Origin of the sequence: Corynebacterium sp. SCR221107 (assembly GCF_027886475.1) — a bacterium.
Lineage (GTDB): Bacteria > Actinomycetota > Actinomycetes > Mycobacteriales > Mycobacteriaceae > Corynebacterium.
In genome coordinates this window covers 2249587-2265322 of record NZ_CP115670.1, presented here as the reverse complement: position 1 = coordinate 2265322, position 15736 = coordinate 2249587, and the positions used below count along the sequence as shown (strand labels likewise).

General features: G+C 62.7%; 14 protein-coding genes. 6 read left to right on the top strand and 8 right to left on the bottom strand.

What is annotated here, in order from left to right:
- The first annotated feature begins 67 nt into the window (after nt 1-67).
- Nucleotides 68-1327: an HNH endonuclease gene (locus tag PAB09_RS09750; protein WP_271033478.1), complete on the top strand. Its 1260-nt coding sequence runs from the start codon at nt 68-70 to the stop codon at nt 1325-1327.
- Here the strand turns inward: PAB09_RS09750 and PAB09_RS09745 are convergent.
- Both PAB09_RS09745 and PAB09_RS09740 read right to left on the bottom strand, forming a co-directional pair.
- The gene (locus tag PAB09_RS09745) at nt 1324-2511 is read right to left on the bottom strand and encodes an ABC transporter permease (protein ID WP_271033477.1); all 1188 of its coding nucleotides are present in this window, start codon (nt 2509-2511) and stop codon (nt 1324-1326) included. The genes PAB09_RS09750 and PAB09_RS09745 overlap by 4 nt on opposite strands.
- Nucleotides 2508-3392, bottom strand: a complete 885-nt coding sequence (locus PAB09_RS09740) for an ABC transporter ATP-binding protein (RefSeq protein WP_271033476.1) — start codon at nt 3390-3392, stop codon at nt 2508-2510. Before PAB09_RS09740 ends, PAB09_RS09745 begins: the two co-directional genes overlap by 4 nt.
- A 94-nt stretch (nt 3393-3486) precedes the next feature.
- On the opposite strand from PAB09_RS09740, the gene PAB09_RS09735 reads away from it, so the two are divergent.
- Nucleotides 3487-4764: an alpha/beta fold hydrolase gene (locus tag PAB09_RS09735; RefSeq protein ID WP_442873749.1), complete on the top strand. Its 1278-nt coding sequence runs from the start codon at nt 3487-3489 to the stop codon at nt 4762-4764.
- A gap of 46 nt (nt 4765-4810) precedes the next feature.
- A complete protein-coding gene (locus PAB09_RS09730; RefSeq protein WP_271033474.1) occupies nt 4811-4936 on the top strand; it encodes a hypothetical protein in 126 nt (41 codons plus the stop codon).
- A 48-nt stretch (nt 4937-4984) separates the two neighbouring features.
- Here the strand turns inward: PAB09_RS09730 and PAB09_RS09725 are convergent, their stop codons facing one another.
- Genes PAB09_RS09725 through PAB09_RS09710 form a run of 4 tightly spaced genes read right to left on the bottom strand, consistent with a single transcriptional unit; the run spans nt 4985 to nt 9782 of the window.
- Nucleotides 4985-6442 carry an ATP-binding cassette domain-containing protein gene (locus tag PAB09_RS09725; RefSeq protein ID WP_271033473.1) on the bottom strand — a complete coding sequence of 486 codons (1458 nt, stop codon included), beginning with the start codon at nt 6440-6442 and terminating at the stop codon, nt 4985-4987.
- On the bottom strand, nt 6442-7299 hold the full coding sequence (locus tag PAB09_RS09720; RefSeq protein WP_271033472.1) for an ABC transporter permease: 858 nt from the start codon (nt 7297-7299) through the stop codon (nt 6442-6444). Before PAB09_RS09720 ends, PAB09_RS09725 begins: the two co-directional genes overlap by 1 nt.
- Nucleotides 7300-8235 (bottom strand): ABC transporter permease, encoded by a 936-nt coding sequence (locus tag PAB09_RS09715; RefSeq protein WP_271035367.1) that lies wholly within the window; start codon nt 8233-8235, stop codon nt 7300-7302.
- 5 nt (nt 8236-8240) lie between these two features.
- Nucleotides 8241-9782, bottom strand: a complete 1542-nt coding sequence (locus PAB09_RS09710) for an ABC transporter substrate-binding protein (protein WP_271033471.1) — start codon at nt 9780-9782, stop codon at nt 8241-8243.
- Nucleotides 9783-9840: 58 nt separating this feature from the next.
- On the opposite strand from PAB09_RS09710, the gene PAB09_RS09705 reads away from it, so the two are divergent.
- The 3 genes from PAB09_RS09705 (at nt 9841) to PAB09_RS09695 (ending at nt 13265) form a co-directional block, all read left to right on the top strand.
- Entirely contained in the window at nt 9841-10749 is a 909-nt protein-coding gene (locus PAB09_RS09705; RefSeq protein WP_271033470.1) for an AEC family transporter, read from the top strand.
- Nucleotides 10750-10811: 62 nt separating this feature from the next.
- On the top strand, nt 10812-11294 hold the full coding sequence (locus PAB09_RS09700; RefSeq protein ID WP_271033469.1) for a hypothetical protein: 483 nt from the start codon (nt 10812-10814) through the stop codon (nt 11292-11294).
- A 192-nt stretch (nt 11295-11486) separates the two neighbouring features.
- Nucleotides 11487-13265 carry a BCCT family transporter gene (locus PAB09_RS09695; protein WP_271033468.1) on the top strand — a complete coding sequence of 593 codons (1779 nt, stop codon included), beginning with the start codon at nt 11487-11489 and terminating at the stop codon, nt 13263-13265.
- Here the strand turns inward: PAB09_RS09695 and PAB09_RS09690 are convergent.
- Both PAB09_RS09690 and PAB09_RS09685 read right to left on the bottom strand, forming a co-directional pair.
- On the bottom strand, nt 13262-14248 hold the full coding sequence (locus PAB09_RS09690; RefSeq protein WP_271033467.1) for an LLM class flavin-dependent oxidoreductase: 987 nt from the start codon (nt 14246-14248) through the stop codon (nt 13262-13264). The two genes, PAB09_RS09695 and PAB09_RS09690, sit on opposite strands and share 4 nt — an antisense overlap.
- 68 nt (nt 14249-14316) lie before the next feature.
- The gene (locus PAB09_RS09685) at nt 14317-15453 is read right to left on the bottom strand and encodes a MalY/PatB family protein (protein ID WP_442873666.1); all 1137 of its coding nucleotides are present in this window, start codon (nt 15451-15453) and stop codon (nt 14317-14319) included.
- Nucleotides 15454-15736 lie beyond the last annotated feature (283 nt).

Here is a 15736-nt window from a genome sequence, read left to right as displayed (position 1 = left end):
TCTGGGAATGGGTTAATTTGGAGGCTAGTTGGAGGATGAATCGAGAAGATGAAAGGAGGTAGAAACGGTGCGAAAGATCAGCATTGAGGAAGGGGCCTACTTCGCGCACCGCGAGCCGGGCTGCCCAGTCAGTGAAAACGATGCGGAGGCGCACAAGCGCCTATTCGAACAGTGGTACGCCTTTACCATCCGGGATGAGGATGCCTCAAGCGTGGACGCCTATACCCATGAGATGACCTTGGCCACCAAGCTGGGTGAGTCCATCTACACCACCCGCACCATTTTGACCTGCCTGGCGGTGCTGCACCACATGCCGGTAACCCTGGGGCGCATCAAGCATGACTATCCCTGTTCGATGCGGCGGTTGACGTCCCTGCTGCGCCCCTTGGTCGCGCTCACCCCGGAGCAACTTGCGGAGATCGATGAGGAGGTGGCCTTTTTGATCACCCCTCGCAAGAAGGCGGAGGTGATGCACCTGCCGAATGCCTTACGCAATTTGGTGCTAGACATCGTGACCATCCACTTCGGTGATGGATCGACCCCGAAGACGGGCCTGCCGGACAATGAGATGAAGCAGATGGGGGACAATCAATGGATGTTCCTCGCCTTCTTGAGTGAGCCTACCGCGCGGGTGTTGCAGGACATGTTGGATAAGATGCGCGATCAACTCAATAAGCAGGCTGAGGAAGAAGCCGCGACCGAGGAGCCGGTCCATACCATGAGCCCGGAGGTCTTCGAGGCCTTGATCAAGGGGCTGCTCAAGAAGCAGTCGGTGGTGGTCAACCTGTATTCCGTCGAGGGAATGGACGGGCTTTTCATGCCCGGCTTTGGCTTCCTCGAAGGCGAGGATTTACGGCGCTGGCAAGACATCGTTTGCTATTCGCGCGATATCGGCGCGGTGGCGAACAAGACGGTTCATTCTTATGCCTTCTCAAGCGTGCAGCGCGCCTTCCTTGAGGTGCGCGATGAGCATTGCTGCTTTCCTGGCTGCGAGCGCCGGGTGTGCGACATCGACCACGTCGTCAACTGGGCCGACGGGGGAGCGACCAACCCTTCCAACGGGGCCCGCCTGTGCCGAAGCTGTCACAACGCGAAGACCGCAGGCATCGTCAGCTACACCATCAACAATGGTGTGCTGACCTGGACCACCCCGGATGGTCGGGTGGTCACCTCGTACTCCACAGGCATGGAGCGACTCTACAATCGCAGCTACGGAGTCCAGCGCAGGGCCCGCCACAAGCGCCGCGAGGCGAATGTGGAGGCCAATACCAAGGCCAAGGAACAGGCCTCGAATACGGAGGAGGTTCCCGAACCCGCGCCCTTCTAACGGGTTCCCTTCAGCGCCCGGGACCAGCTCATGCGGGTACCGCTGTGGAGGATGGCGTTTTGGTAGACGCGGGCCACGATGAACATAACCCCGACGGTGGTGGCAAGGAATACGCCCCACGCGCCGGCTAATTGTGCCGCGTTGATGTTGCCTGCGGCGTACTCCAGTGGCGCCACGGTCAGCGAGGTCGGTGGCAGCCAGGTAAACACCTGCATGATGGTGGACTCGAGGGCGTTCATGCCAAACATGGGCGCATACAGGGTGAGGAAGACAAATAGCATCACAGGCATCTGCGTTGCTTGTAGGTCTTCGGTGCGTGCCACGAGCGAGCCGGCGGCGGCGTAGAGGCTGCCGAAAAACAGCATGCCGAGGATAAACATAACCACGAGCAAGGGAAGAATGGAGTAGTCGATGCTGACCCCCTCGCCAAGATCGCTGAGCTTGAGACCTACCAGCCCAATGGCCACGATCGCCAGGGAGGCGGCGGTGCCGAAAATGAGGTTGCCGATGATCTTTCCGGCGAGGAAGTCCAGCGGTTTGACGGTGGCCAAGATGATCTCGATGACCTTGGAGGATTTCTCCTCGCAGATCCGGCCGCCGACGTTGGCGGCGAACAGGATGATGAAGTACATGAGGATACCAATGCCCGTCAGGGTAGTGGCGATGGCGGCATAGTAGCTGTCATCCTTTTGTTCCGCGGCCGCGGAGATATCTATGGCCTCGACAATCGGGGCGGCGGTAGCCTGCTCAAATGCTGCCCGATCCACGCCCAGTTCGGCGAGCCCTGTCGCCATCGCATCGTCGGCCAAGACCTGCTCGATTGTGGCCTGGACGAGCGGATCCGCGCTTCCAGAGTGCAGCAGCTCGTAACCGCTGCCGGTGTTGATAAGGGCGTAGTCGGTTCCATTTTCTACTGCCTCACGCGCAGCCTTGGCGTCGGAAAGCGAAGAAAACTCAAAGGAACCGTCAGGGAAAAGGGAAGCCTCGACCCCTACGAGCGCCATTGCTTGGGTGCTGTCGTCCGCATCGTCCTTGGAAGCAAAGTAGCTCAAGGCCACAAGAGCGGCGATGATGAGCACCACGATGATGGCGATGGAGATGCGCACCGCTTTCAGGCGCGAGACCACCTGGATCTCGCGGAGGGCGACGGTGCGGATGGTTTGGCTGGTGGAGTAGGCGTTCATTGGGAAACCACTTCTTTGAAAAGCTCGTCGAGGTCGGGAACGTACCGGGAAAAGGACTCCACCGCCCCATGGGCAACAGCCGCGCGCAGTAGAGCCTGGGGATCGGTTTCTCCCACGGCAACGTGGTAGCGTTCAGGCCCAACGGGGTGCGCCTGAAGGTGCGGTGGGCACCATAACTGCGGGTCCACGGCGGTAGCGATATCGTAGATGACCTCGCCGCCGGCGCGCAGCTCATCGATGCTTCCCTGGGCGCGCATCTTCCCACCGGTGATGATGCCAACCCGGTCGCACAGCCGCTGGACGAGGGATAGCTGGTGGGAGGAAAACAGCACCGCCACCCCTGCGCGGGCGCGCTCGATGAGCAGTTCGCTCATGACATCAACGGCCACGGGGTCAAGGCCGGAGAAGGGCTCGTCGAGGACAAGGACGTCGGGGTCATGGATGAGGGAGGCGGCCAGCTGTACGCGCTGCTGGTTACCCAAAGATAAGGTCTCCAGCTTGTCGCTTGCTCGTTGGGCTAGGCCGAGACGCTCCAGCAGACTGAGGGCTCGCGCGCGGGCGTCGGCTGTGGTGATTCCGTGCAATGAGGCGAAAAATACGAGCTGGTCGAGCAGCGGCTCTTTCGCATACAGGCCGCGTTCCTCGGGCATGTAGCCGATGCGCCTACGCAGCGTGGAGTTGATCTCCTTGCCGTCGAGGAAGACCTTGCCGCTGTCGGCGGCCAGCACACCCAAGGCTATGCGCATGGTGGTGGACTTACCGGCGCCGTTGGAGCCCACGAACCCATAGATCTCACCGGCTTCGACCGAAAGTGATACCCCGTCGAGGGCTTGGATGGTTCCATATCTTTTCGAAAGGTTGTCTATGACGAGTCGGGGCACTGGAAATCCTTTGCTTTGGGTACATAAACCATGTTCAATTATAGGGAAATCCGCTGTCAATGGTTGGGGCGTGAATAAGATGGTGGCCATGACTTTGACTACGACCTCGTCGAGACACTTCGGGCTTACCATTCGTGAGCATCGCCTGACCCGCCCGTGGGATCCTGCCCGCCCGGAGCTTGGCACCTTCGAGCTTTTCGCCCGTGAGCTCGTCCCCGATGGGGGCGAAGACCGCGAGGCGATCGTCTATTTTCAGGGTGGTCCGGGCTTTCCCGCACCGCGCCCTGTCGATGACGGCGGCTTGATCGGCGCGGCGTTGCAGCACTACCGCGTTATCTTGCTCGATCAGCGTGGCACGGGGCGTTCCGCGCGTATCGACGGCCACAGCGCCCCAGAAGATAGGGACGCAGCCCACCTTGCGGTCCTCCGTCAGGAATTCATCGTCGATGATGCCGAGGCGCTGCGCGAAGCCCTCGGCATCACGCAGTGGGCTTTGTTCGGCCAAAGCTTCGGCGGCTTTTGTATCACCGCCTATCTTTCCGCCTATCCCGAGGCGGTCTCCCGCGCCTACCTCACAGGGGGCCTGCCGGCCATCGATTGCCATGCCGACGAGGTCTACCGTGCCACCTTCGCCAAGCTGCGCCGCCGCCAGGAGGCGTTCTTTGCGCAGTACCCCTTCGCGCGCGAAAAGATTAAGGAGATCGCCCACCATCTTGACAACTCCGCGGAGCTTTTGCCGACCGGCGAGCGATTGAGTTCGCGGCGCTTTCGAACGCTGGGCATCGAATTGGGAAGGGGCAATGGCTTCCACACCCTGGCGTACCTGTTCGAGGATCCCTTCAGGGTGGTTTGTGGCGAAAAGCGCCTGAAGACGGACTTCCTCGCCACCGCGGGTGCAGCGTTAAGTTTTGAGCAAGGCCCGCTCTATGCGGCAATCCATGAGTCCATCTACGGCGGGGTCGCAGGAAAGCGTACGCAGTGGGCGGCCCACCGCATCCGCGAGGAGATGGCGGGCTTCGAGGAAGATGCCGACCCCAGAGGGGATGTGTTCTATCTGACCGGCGAACACATCTTCCCCTGGCAATTCGACGAAGATCCGGCGCTGCATGCCTTCAAGGATGCCGCCTGCGAACTGGCGGACCACACGTGGAACACCAGCCCCTACAATCCTGAGCGCCTGGGCAATGCCTGCCCGATTGCCGCTGCAGTCTACCTCGATGACATCTTCGTGCCTTTCGAGCAGTCGATGGCAACGGCCGAGGCCTTCGGCGATGCCCGCCTGCATGTCACCAACCAATTCCAGCACGACGGCATCCGCCACGATGGGGCAGGCATCTTCAACCTGCTGCATCAGAAATTACTGGAGCGCTAGGCGCATAGAGCTGCCAACATTCGCGCGGGGGACTAAAGTGTCCCCCATGGACAAGGATCGAGTTCTTAGTCAGGCCGAGCATGCCGAGTTTGTCGAGCTAGTCTCCTGCTTCGAGGTTGTTGAGGAACATGTGCTCGATGGTTCTAGCCTGCGCATGATTTACGATTCCTAACCTCGTGGTTGGATTGATGCGACATTGGTCGTGCCCATCGGCGCGAGGCTAGAAATTGGCCATCTCGAGGCGGGGCACCGCCTCGATGAGGGTGCGGGTGTAAGGGTGCTCCGGGTGGTGTAGCACCTTGTCCGCGGGGCCGTATTCTACGACCTTGCCCTCGCACATCACCGCAACCTGGGTACATACGCTGCGCACCACCGCGATGTCGTGGGAGACAAACACCAGGGTCAGGTCCTCTTGCTCAACGAGGCGATCGATGAGCGCGAGGACCTTTTTGCGCACCGAGACGTCGAGCGCGGACACGGGTTCGTCGGCAAGCACGATCTGCGGGTGCGGTGCAATCGCACGGGCGATGGAGATGCGCTGGCGCTGGCCGCCGGAAAACTCATGTGGCAGGCGGTGTCCCAGCGCGGGGTCGATGCCGACCTGGGTGAGGACCTCCTCGACGCGGGCGGGATCAGGGTGGGGGAGGGTCTCCGCCACGATGTCGGCGGTGGTCATGCGCGGGTCGAGCGAGCCCATGGGATCCTGGAAGACCATCTGCGCAGGCGTGGTCACCGAAACGGTGCCTGAGGTGGGTTTTTCCAGCCCCGCGATCATCTTCAGCAGGGTGGTCTTGCCGGAGCCGGACCCGCCCACGATTCCAAGGCGCTCGCCGCGGTGGACCTTGAGCGAGATGCCATCGACCGAGGTGGTGCGCCGGAAGCGCTTGGTGGCATCGCTGACCTCGATGACCACCTCGTCGGTGGCGTGCGAAGGCTTGGCCGGGGGAAGCTGCGCTGCCTCAAGTAGGCGGCGGGTGTAGTCGTGGCTGGGGTTGCCCAGGACCATTTTGGCGGGGCCTTCCTCCACGATGCGACCTTCTTGGAGCACGTAGAGGCGCTCGCAGGTACGAGAGACCAAACCAAGGTCGTGGGTGATAAACAGCAGGGACATCCCGCGGGTAGCCACCAGGTTCAAGATGAGGTCGATGATCGCCTTCTGGCTGGTCACATCCAGCGCGGTGGTGGGCTCGTCGCAGATGAGCAGCTCGGGATTGTGCGCCAGCGCCATGGCGATGATCACCCGCTGGCGCTGGCCACCGGAAAGCTCGTGTGGGTAGCGGCCGAAGTGGGTGTCGGACAGGTCGACGTCGGAAAGCAGCTTCAGCGCGCGTTGATGTGCTTTCGCGCGCGGCACCTTGTCATGAATGCGGATCGCTTCGACGATTTGCTTGCCGACGCTTAACAGCGGATCGAGCGCAGTCATCGGCTCCTGGAAAACCATGGCCACCCGGCGGCCGCGAATCTGGCACAGCTGCTTTTCGGGCAGTCGATGCAGGTCGGTGTCGCCGAGGGTGATGCTGCCCTGGGAGTCGATGAGCCGCATGATCGACAAGGCGGTGAGTGTCTTTCCGGAACCGGACTCGCCAATAAGCCCCACCCGCTCGCCGGGGGCGATGGAAAGCGCCAGGTCGTGGACAACACCGGCGACGTGAAGCTCGCGTACCTCAAGGGTGTTCATTAGTAGGCCTTTCTCGCCTCGTGTTTGTCGGTCATACTCAGCCGTCGGGGATCGGCCAGGTCGCGCAGTCCGTCGCCGAGCAGGTTAAAGCCCAAGACGGTCACGGCGATGGCCAACCCCGGCCACAGCGCCAGCATCGGGGCGGTCGCCAGCGAGGACTGCGCCGACTGCAGCATGCGGCCCCAACTCGGATCCGGTGGCGGAGTGCCAAGCCCCAAGAAGCTTAAGCCCGCCTCGGCGAGGATGGCCAGCGCAAAGGAGACGGAGGCCTGCACGATGATGACCCCCACGATATTCGGCAGCACGTGCCGGGTGGCCACGAACCACGCGGACTTTCCCGCCTGGAAGCTGGCGGCGATGAAGTCGCGGCTCATGATGGACAAGGTGCCCGCGCGTGCGATGCGGGCAAAGGCCGGGACGCTGGCCAGACCGATGGCGGCCATCGCGGTCAGCGTGGAGGCGCCGAACATGGCGGTGGCGATGATCGCCAGCAGCAGGCCGGGGAAGGCCAGCAGCAGGTCAGAGGTGCGCATGATGAGGGACTCGACGGCGCCGCGGCGCATGCCCGCCCACACCCCTAGGGGCACGCCGCACAGCGCCGCCACAGCCACAGCCACCACGCCCACCAGCAAAGTGATGCGGGCGCCGACCATAATCTGGCTAAACACATCGCGGCCGAAGCGGTCGGTGCCCAGCCAGTGGATGAGGTTGGGGCCCTGCAGGCGGGCGTCAGCGTCGACTCGCAGCGGATCCACCGGGGTCCACACCAGCGATACCACCGCGAGGAAGACCACGAAGGCCACGATGACCAGACCAACGCGCCCGGTGGTGGGCAAAGCGTTCCAGAACTTTTTCACTTAGGCCCTCCTACGGGTGCGCGGATCGACGATGAGATAGGTGAGATCGACGATCGCGTTGACCACCACCGCGAAGACCACCAGCACCATGACGATCGTCTGGACGGTGGGCAGATCGCGGCTGGTGACCGCCGATAACAGCATGGTGCCAAGGCCGGGGATGACAAACACCTTCTCGATGACCACGGCCCCCACGAGCAGGGAGGTCATCTGCAAGCCGGTGACCGTGAGCACCGGCAGCGCGGCGTTGCGCAGGCCGTGGGCGCGCAACGCCTGGCGCAGGCTGAGGCCTTTGGCGCGCGCGGTGCGCATGAAGTCTTCGTTCATCACATCCAGCACGGCCGAGCGCACGTAGCGGGTCATGATCGCAGCCTGCACGATGCCCAAGGCGAACACCGGTAGCACCAGGCGCGCAAGGAACCCGCCGAAGTCCTGCTCGGGAACCACCCAGCCATTCGGCGGCAGCCACCCCAGCTGGATGGCAAACAAGGCAACCAATAAGACACCTGCCAGGAAGCTGGGGATGGCGATGCCGATCTGGGAGGTGGCGGTGATAAGCACCCCGTCGGCGTGGCGGGCGCGCCGGGCGGCCCACAGGCCGGTGGGCACGGCGATGGCCAAGGCCATCGCCATCGAGGCGAGGATGAGGATGAGCGAGACCTGCAGGCGGTCGACAACCAATGGGGAGATGTCCTTGCCGGAGGTAAGAGAGGTGCCGAAATCTCCGGTGAGCATGCCGGTTGCCCAGCTAAAGTACTGCTCGATTAGCGGGCGGTCGAGCCCCATGGACTTTTCCAGGGCGGCGACGTTGTCCGGGGTGGCGGTGACCCCCAGGGCGATCTCTGCGGGGTTGCCGGGGACGATGCGCAAGGCGATGAAGATGATGATGCTCGCGGCTATCACCGTTGCCAGGTAGCGCGCTAGGTGGATGAGGATCCTTGTCACTTTGTCGCTCCTTGCTTGCTCACAGGTGCCAGCGCCAGCCCATCGGAGACGGAGTTGACGGGAATGTTGTCGATGCCGGTGCGGGCGACCACGATGTTGGGCAGGTTGAACACGGTGTCCGCGGCGGCCTGGTCCATGATCCGCGCCACGGCCTCGCGCATGAGCGGCGTGTACTGCTCGGCAGGGGCGGAGTCCGCCTGGGCGAGCAGTTGTTGGACCTGCTCGTCGTCAAAGCCGAGGTAGTAGTCGGGGTTGCCGAAGAGGGTGGGTATGTCGCGCGGCTCGACGTGGGCAACGATGGACATGTCGTAGTCCTTGCCCTTTAAGACCTTCGCCAGCCACACGGCGGGGAACTCGGTGGACTCGATGCTGACCTCGAAGCCGATGTCACGCAGCTGGGAGTAGATCATCTCGCTTGCCACCTGCGCATAGGGCAGGGAAGGCACGGAAATGGTGATCGGGGTGCCCACGGCGCCGGCCTCCTGCATGAGCTGCCTAGCCTTGTCCGGGTCGAAGGAATACTGCGAGGTGCCGGTGTACCAGGGATCGGTGGGCGGGACGGGAGTGCCGCCGGTATCGAGCCCGTAGCCGTCCCAGGCGGCGTCGATGAGCCCCTGTCGGTCGATGCCGTACATGACGGCTTGGCGCACGCGCACATCGTTGAAAGGCGCGCGCTGGTTGTTCATGGACAACAGCACCTCGCCGTTGGTGGTACCCACCTCGATCTGCAGGTCGTCCTGCTTGGCTAGGGAGTCCAGCAGCTCGGGGTTTTGCAGGCCCACGGCGATGTCGATGTCGCCGGCGCGCACGGCGTTGGTCATGGAGATCGCGTCGGAGAAATAGCGCAGCACCGCACGGCGTGCGGTGGGTGTGTCCCCCCAGTAGTCCTCGTTGCGGGTCATGCTTAACGACGAGCCTACGGCCCAATTCTCCACGATGAAGGGGCCGGTGCCTACCGGGTTATTGGCCAAATCATCGACGCCGGTGGGGCTCATCATGGCGCCGATGAGCGTGCCCATCGTCCACAACCAGGTGTTGGAGCGCTGCGTGAGGGTGACCTCGAGGGTGTGCTCGTCGATGACTCGGGTGGACTCCACCTTGGCCATTTGTGCCTTGAGCCCGTTGGTCCAGGCGTCGGAAAGCACCCGATCGATGCTGAACTTTGCGGCGTCGGCGTTGAAGGGGTCGCCGTTGGAAAAGCGCACGCCCTGGCGCAGGTGGAAGGTGTAGACGCGGCCGTCCTCGCTGGTGTCCCAGCTGGTTGCCAGCAAGGGGGCGACCGCGCCGTTTTGGTCGATACGGACCAAGCCCTCATAGACGTTGCCCATGAGCGCCTGTGGGATCGCTGCCCCCGATGTGGTGGTGAAGTCCAAGGAAGCGGGCGCGGTGGTGGCACCGACGGTGATGGTGTCGGCCGGCGAGACATCCGAAAGGCTGGTGGCGGTGTGACCCGCGGAACATCCGCTCAGCAGGAGGGAGCTGCAAAGCGCTACTGCGAGCACCGTGGCGGCCGGGCGGCGCCGGTGTGAATAGAACATGTAAGCAGGGTAGTACCTTGCGGCAGGGAGGGAAAATGATAGGGGGATAATGATGGGCATGCAGCAGGTGTTAAGCGGATTCGTCATCATCGTGGTGATCATCGGCGTGGGCATGGTCCTGGGGCGCACCCGTGCGCTGGGCAAGAATGCCACCGAGGTCTTAGGCAACTTCGTCTACCTGGTGGCAACGCCCGCGCTGTTGTTCGATAAGCTCACCCACCTGACCTTGGGCGAGGTGTTCAATCGCAACTTCGTGGTGATCGTGGGCTCGGCGCTGGCGACGGGGCTGGCCTTCTTCGTGGCCTACCACCTCTTCGCCCGGCGGTCGGTGGCGGACTCAGTCATCGCCATGTTGGCCGCGAGCTACTCGAATGCCGGCAACCTTGGCATTCCGCTGGCGGTCTATGTGCTCGACGACGCCTCGCTGGTCATCCCCGTCATCTTGTTCCAAATCGCCTTCTACGCCCCGGTGACCATGACCTGGCTGGACTTCCTTCACCGCAACCCGGAGGCGTCGATGTGGAAATCGCTGGTGCTGACCCCCGTGCGCAACCCGATGCTGATTGCTGCGGTCTCCGGGCTGGTGTGTACCGCGCTGGCGTGGCAGCCGCCGGCGGTGATCGCCGAACCCATCGCGCTTCTTGGTGGGGCCTCTGTGCCGCTGGCGCTGGTGTTGTTTGGCTTGGGGCTGCAGTTCCACTCCGCGTGGCGCAAGGAGGTGTGGGCGGTGGTCGTGTTCAAGAACTTCCTGCACCCCGCGATAGCCTTTGTGCTGGCCTGGGCGCTAGGCCTACACGAACACGCCCTGCTGGCCGCGGTCATTCTCGGCTGCTTGCCGACGGCGCAGAATGTCTACGCCTATGCGCTGCGACAGAAGACCAACGTTGCCCTCGCTCGGGATGCGGGGCTGGTGACCACCATCGTCTCGTTTCCCGTGATCGTGGTGGTGTCAGTGCTGCTGGGTTAAATCGTGGCTAAAGCAGCGCCAAGCGCTGATGCTGGGGGATTGGTTCATTAAACTAATGCCCTATGACCCTCACCGTGCGCACCGCCAATGCCGCCTTGTTGCGCAGCAAAGCCACAAGAATTGCCTTCGCGTTCATCGCGGCGATGGCTATTGTGCTGGTGGTACTCGTCGACGGCATGCCCGCGGCCGGTTTCTGGCGCACCTTATATACTGTGGCCGCTTTCGGGCCGGGGCTGGGGATCGTCGCGGCTGCGATCAGCTGGATCTTCGTATCTATCAGGCGCCGCAAGCCGGTGCTCATCATCGACGATCGCATCCACATCGTGCACTCCGGGGTGAGTTTTCCCGTCACGGACTTGGCGCGCCTAGTCATTACACGGGCGGGTTTGCGCAGCCAGGCGGTGTTGTTGCCGAGGCACCTGGTGCAAGAAACACGCGGGCTGGAGGCCTACACGGTGGAGTTTCCGCCGCACCCGGATCCGCGCCCCTTCGAGCTCGTGGAGTACCTTTCCGCGCGGGTGCCCGGGCTGGTCGTCGATAAGTAAAACCGAAGTTGGATGCTAACGAAAAGGTAACGGTACGATCACGAAAAGGGTGCGGTTCGGTTCCGATTGGGTCTCAACTTTGGATAAAGCTGCAGGTGGAAACGGTTGAGGTGCCGAAGTGGGGTTGCTAGGTAAGTTGCGCTCTGCATAGCGTTGATGGGGTAAGTTTGTCCTATTTTAGAAATTTAACCTATGAATTCTTCACGTCCCGATCGCTTCATCTTCACCGGCGCACTTGGAGCGATCATCGTCTTCGTCATTGGCGCGATCCTCGCAGGCGATAGCGCCACCAGATTCTTCTCCTCCGTGGCTGGGTGGATGCTGACCAACGTCGGCTGGCTCTACATCGGCGGGGTCTCGCTCATGTTCATCTTCCTCATCGGCGTCTTCGCCTCCCGCTACGGACGCCTCAAGCTCGGCGATGACGATGATGAGCCCGAGCACTCCCTGCCCGCCTGGTTCGCCATGCTCTTTGCCGGTGGCGTGGGCAGCGTGCTCATGTTCTGGGGTGTGGCCGAGCCCCTCAATCACGCGGTCAACGTCCCCCAGGCCGATGCCGAACCGATGACTAAACAGGCCATCCACGAGGCCTTCGCCTTTACCTTTTATCACTTCGGCATCCACATGTGGGCGATTATGGCCCTGCCGGGGCTGGCGCTGGGCTACTTCATCTACAAGCGCAAGCTGCCGCCGCGCGTGAGCTCCGTCTTTGCCCCGGTGCTGGGCGCACGGATTTACTCCACCCCCGGCAAGCTCATCGACGTACTTTCCATCGTTGCCACCACCTTCGGCATCGCCGTCTCGGTCGGCATGGGCGTGCTGCAGATCAACGCTGGCATGCACAAGTTGTGGGGCACCCCGGAGGTGAGCTGGGTGCAGCTGATCATCATCGTGGTCATCACCGCCGTAGCCTGCGCCTCGGTGGCCTCCGGGTTGGAGAAAGGCATCAAGATGCTCTCCAACCTCAACATCGCGATGGCGGTTGCGCTCATGCTTTTTATCCTGGCAACAGGTCCCACCCTGGCACTGCTGCGATTTACCGTGGAAAGCTTCGGCATCTACGCGGGCTCGCTTCCCGAGGTAATGTTCTGGTCTGACTCCTTCGGCGATAACCCCGGCTGGCAGGGCAAGTGGACCGTGTTCTACTGGGCCTGGACTGTGTGCTGGTCGCCGTTTGTGGGCACGTTTGTCGCCCGCATCTCCCGGGGGCGCACCGTGCGCGAATACATCGGCGGCGTGCTGGCGCTGCCCGCCCTCTTTGCCATCGTGTGGTTTGCCATCTTCGGCCGCGCAGGAATCGACATTGAGCTGGGCAACCCTGGCGTCTTGAGTGATCCGGTGGTCCACGAGGGCGATGTGGCCTTTGCCTTATTCGGCTTCCTCGAGCACTTCCCGCTCACGGTGCCGGTGAGCATCCTCGCGCTGATTATCGTGGTGCTGTTCTTCGTGACGTCGATCGACTCCGCCGGCATGATCAACGACATGTTCGCAGCCGGCGAGGAGGACGCGACCCCGGTGGGCTATCGCATCCTGTGGACGGTGGCCATCGGCGCGGTGGCAGCAGCCCTGCTGCTTATTTCCCCGGATACCGGAATTACCACCCTGCAGGAGGTGGTGATCATCGTGGCCTTCCCATTCCTGATAACCCAATTCATCATGATGTACTCCCTCATCCGCGGTATGTCCGACGACGCCGCCGCCCGCAGGAAGGTGGTGACCCGCCGGTGGGACAAGACCGACACCGCGGAGAAGCTGGAGCAGCACGAGCAGGCGGCGGCACCCGGCTATGACGAGGACGGCAATCCCCTTCAGGAGGTGCGCCTCGCACAGGAGCCGGACGGTACGATCGTCATCCCCGGCAACGTGGTTATCGCGGGCGATCTCGGCGTCGAGGGCGAGGTCGCCGAGGATGAACCGGGCTTTACCGTGGTGGAGCAGACCCTGCCACGGGCCAAGGACGCCTGGGACTAGGGGCGGTTGGCCGCCAAGATCTCCAGGCTTTCGAGGGTTTGCTCGAAGCTGGGGGTGCGCAGCGAAATCATCAGCTCGTCAGCCTGGGCATGCGCGGCGAACTTCTGTAAGTAGTCGCGCACCTCGGGGCCGGTGCCGACCGCGGTGTAGCGCATCATGTCTTGGATTTGTTGCCCGGCGTAGGAGTCCATGACGGCGTCGAGCTGCTCGTCGTTGAGGTAGTGGTCGCGGCTGGCCACGTTGCGCACCCACGCGCGCATGACCTGTTCGCGGGCGGCGAGGGCGGCCTCGGTGGTGTCGGCCGCAAGCACGTTGACGGCGGCGATGACGTATGGCTTGTCGCCGTCGTGACGCGGCTGGAAGTTCTCGCGGTAGGTGGACACCGCCGCCTCGAGGTGTGTGGGGGCAAAGTGCGAGGCGAAGGAGTAGGGCAAACCCAGGCGCGCGGCCAATTGGGCGCCGAAGAGGGACGATCCCAGGATATAGAGCGGCACGTTGGTGCCCGCGCCGGGGATGGCGCGCACGCCGTCGATGATGGACTCATCGGCCAGGTACTTTTGTAGCTCCACGACGTCCTCGGGGAAGGATTCGGCGGCCATGGGATTGCGGCGCAGCGCGCGCCCCAAGGTGTTTTGATCCGTGCCCGGGGCGCGCCCGAGCCCGAGGTCGATGCGGCCGGGGTAGAGCTCGGCCAGCGTGCCGAATTGCTCGGCCACGGTGTAGGGGGAGTGGTTGGGCAGCATGACCCCACCCGCGCCCAGTCGGATGCGCTTGGTGTGCGCACCGATGTGGGAGATGAGCACCGCCGGGGACGAAGAGGAGATGGACTTCATGTTGTGGTGCTCGGCGTACCACACGCGTTCGAATCCCAGCTCCTCCGCCTTCTGTGCCAGCTGCACCGATCGGGCAAAGCTGACGCCGGGGCGTTCCCCGTCATAGATCGTGGCGAAGTCGAGCAGGGACAAAGGAAGCTGGTTACTCATGTCTTCCTGTAACGATGACGGCCGAATCGTTATTCCCACGCAGCCTTGCAGACGTCTACAGTCTCGGCTCACAAAGCGGCGTAGGCCGCCTCCATGCGATCGAGCGCCGCAGTGAGAATCTCCCGGGAGGTGGCGATGTTCAGGCGGGTGTGCCCGCGGCCGATCTCGCCGAAGAACTCGCCGTCATTCATGGCCACCTTGGCGTGCTCGATGAAGAATTGGGAGGGGTTGCCTGGCACCGTGGTCTCGGTGAAATCCAGCCACAGCAGGTAGGTGGCCTCCAGGTGTGGCACTTTGACCCCGGGGATGCGGCGGGGTAGCTCGCGGGCGACGAAGTCGCGGTTGGCCTTGAGATAGTCCAGCTCCTGCTCGAGGAACTCGAGGCCTTCGGTGTAGGCCACCTCGGCGGCGATAAGGCCCAGGGTGGACACGCCGTCGCGGATGACTGGGGACAGCTGATTCCACTTCCTCACGTCGTCTTCATTGCTGAAGATGATCTGAGCGCATTTCAGGCCTGCGGTGTTCCACGCCTTGGAGGTGGCGGTGGCGGTGATGCAGACCTTGGCGGCAGTGGCGGATACCCCTGCGGCCACGACGTGGGCGCCATCGTAGACCAGTGGGGCGTGGATTTCGTCGACAAGCACGCGTGCGCCGTAGCGGTCGGCGAGCTCGGCGAGTTCGATGAGGTAGTCCTGCTTAAACGTGTAGCCCAGCGGGTTGTGGGGGTTGCACAACAGGATCGAGCCTGCACCATCGCGGAAGGCCTGCTCTACCTGGTCGAGGTCCAGCCCGCCGCGCGCGTCGAGGAAGACGCCCTCGCGCCCGGTCGCGGACAGCAGTTGGAAAAATGGCGGGTAGGCCGGCACCGGCACGATCACCTTGGAGCCTGGTGCGGTGAAGTGGCTAATCGCCACGTACAGCGCGCGCACCACATCGGGCACGGCAAAGATCCACTCGGGCTTGGCGTCAAAACCGTAACGGTTGCGGTAGAAATCGGCGGTGGCGGCGGGAAGCGCGGACCCGTCCGGCTGGTAGCCGAAAGATTCGTTTTCCACTGCCGCTTGTAGCGCCTTCTTTATGGGCGGACACGTTGCAAAGTCGGACTCGGCCACCCACAGGGGCAAAACGTCGCTGGGATAGCGGGTCCACTTCATGGTGTGGCGGGCTGTGAGCTCGTCGAGGGTAGGAAAGCTAATCAGATTCATGCCTCTACGCTACTCAACAGCGCCGCAGGTTGAGATAGCGCACAAAGTACCTATGAATAAAACTCTTGGTGCTTTTGACGCTAGATAACCAGGTAGTGCGATGAGGAGACCTTCTGAGCGTGGTGCACAACCTTCAGAGTGGAAATTCTCAATATAAGCGGCGTTGCGCAGCACGAAGTGTCTTGCCTGTGATGTGCCCATGGAACTTGTCGGGCCACTTCCCGCTGATGACTTCGCTACGTCGGGCTTTTCCAGGGGCAGCTCGCTCCCGAAGGATTAACCA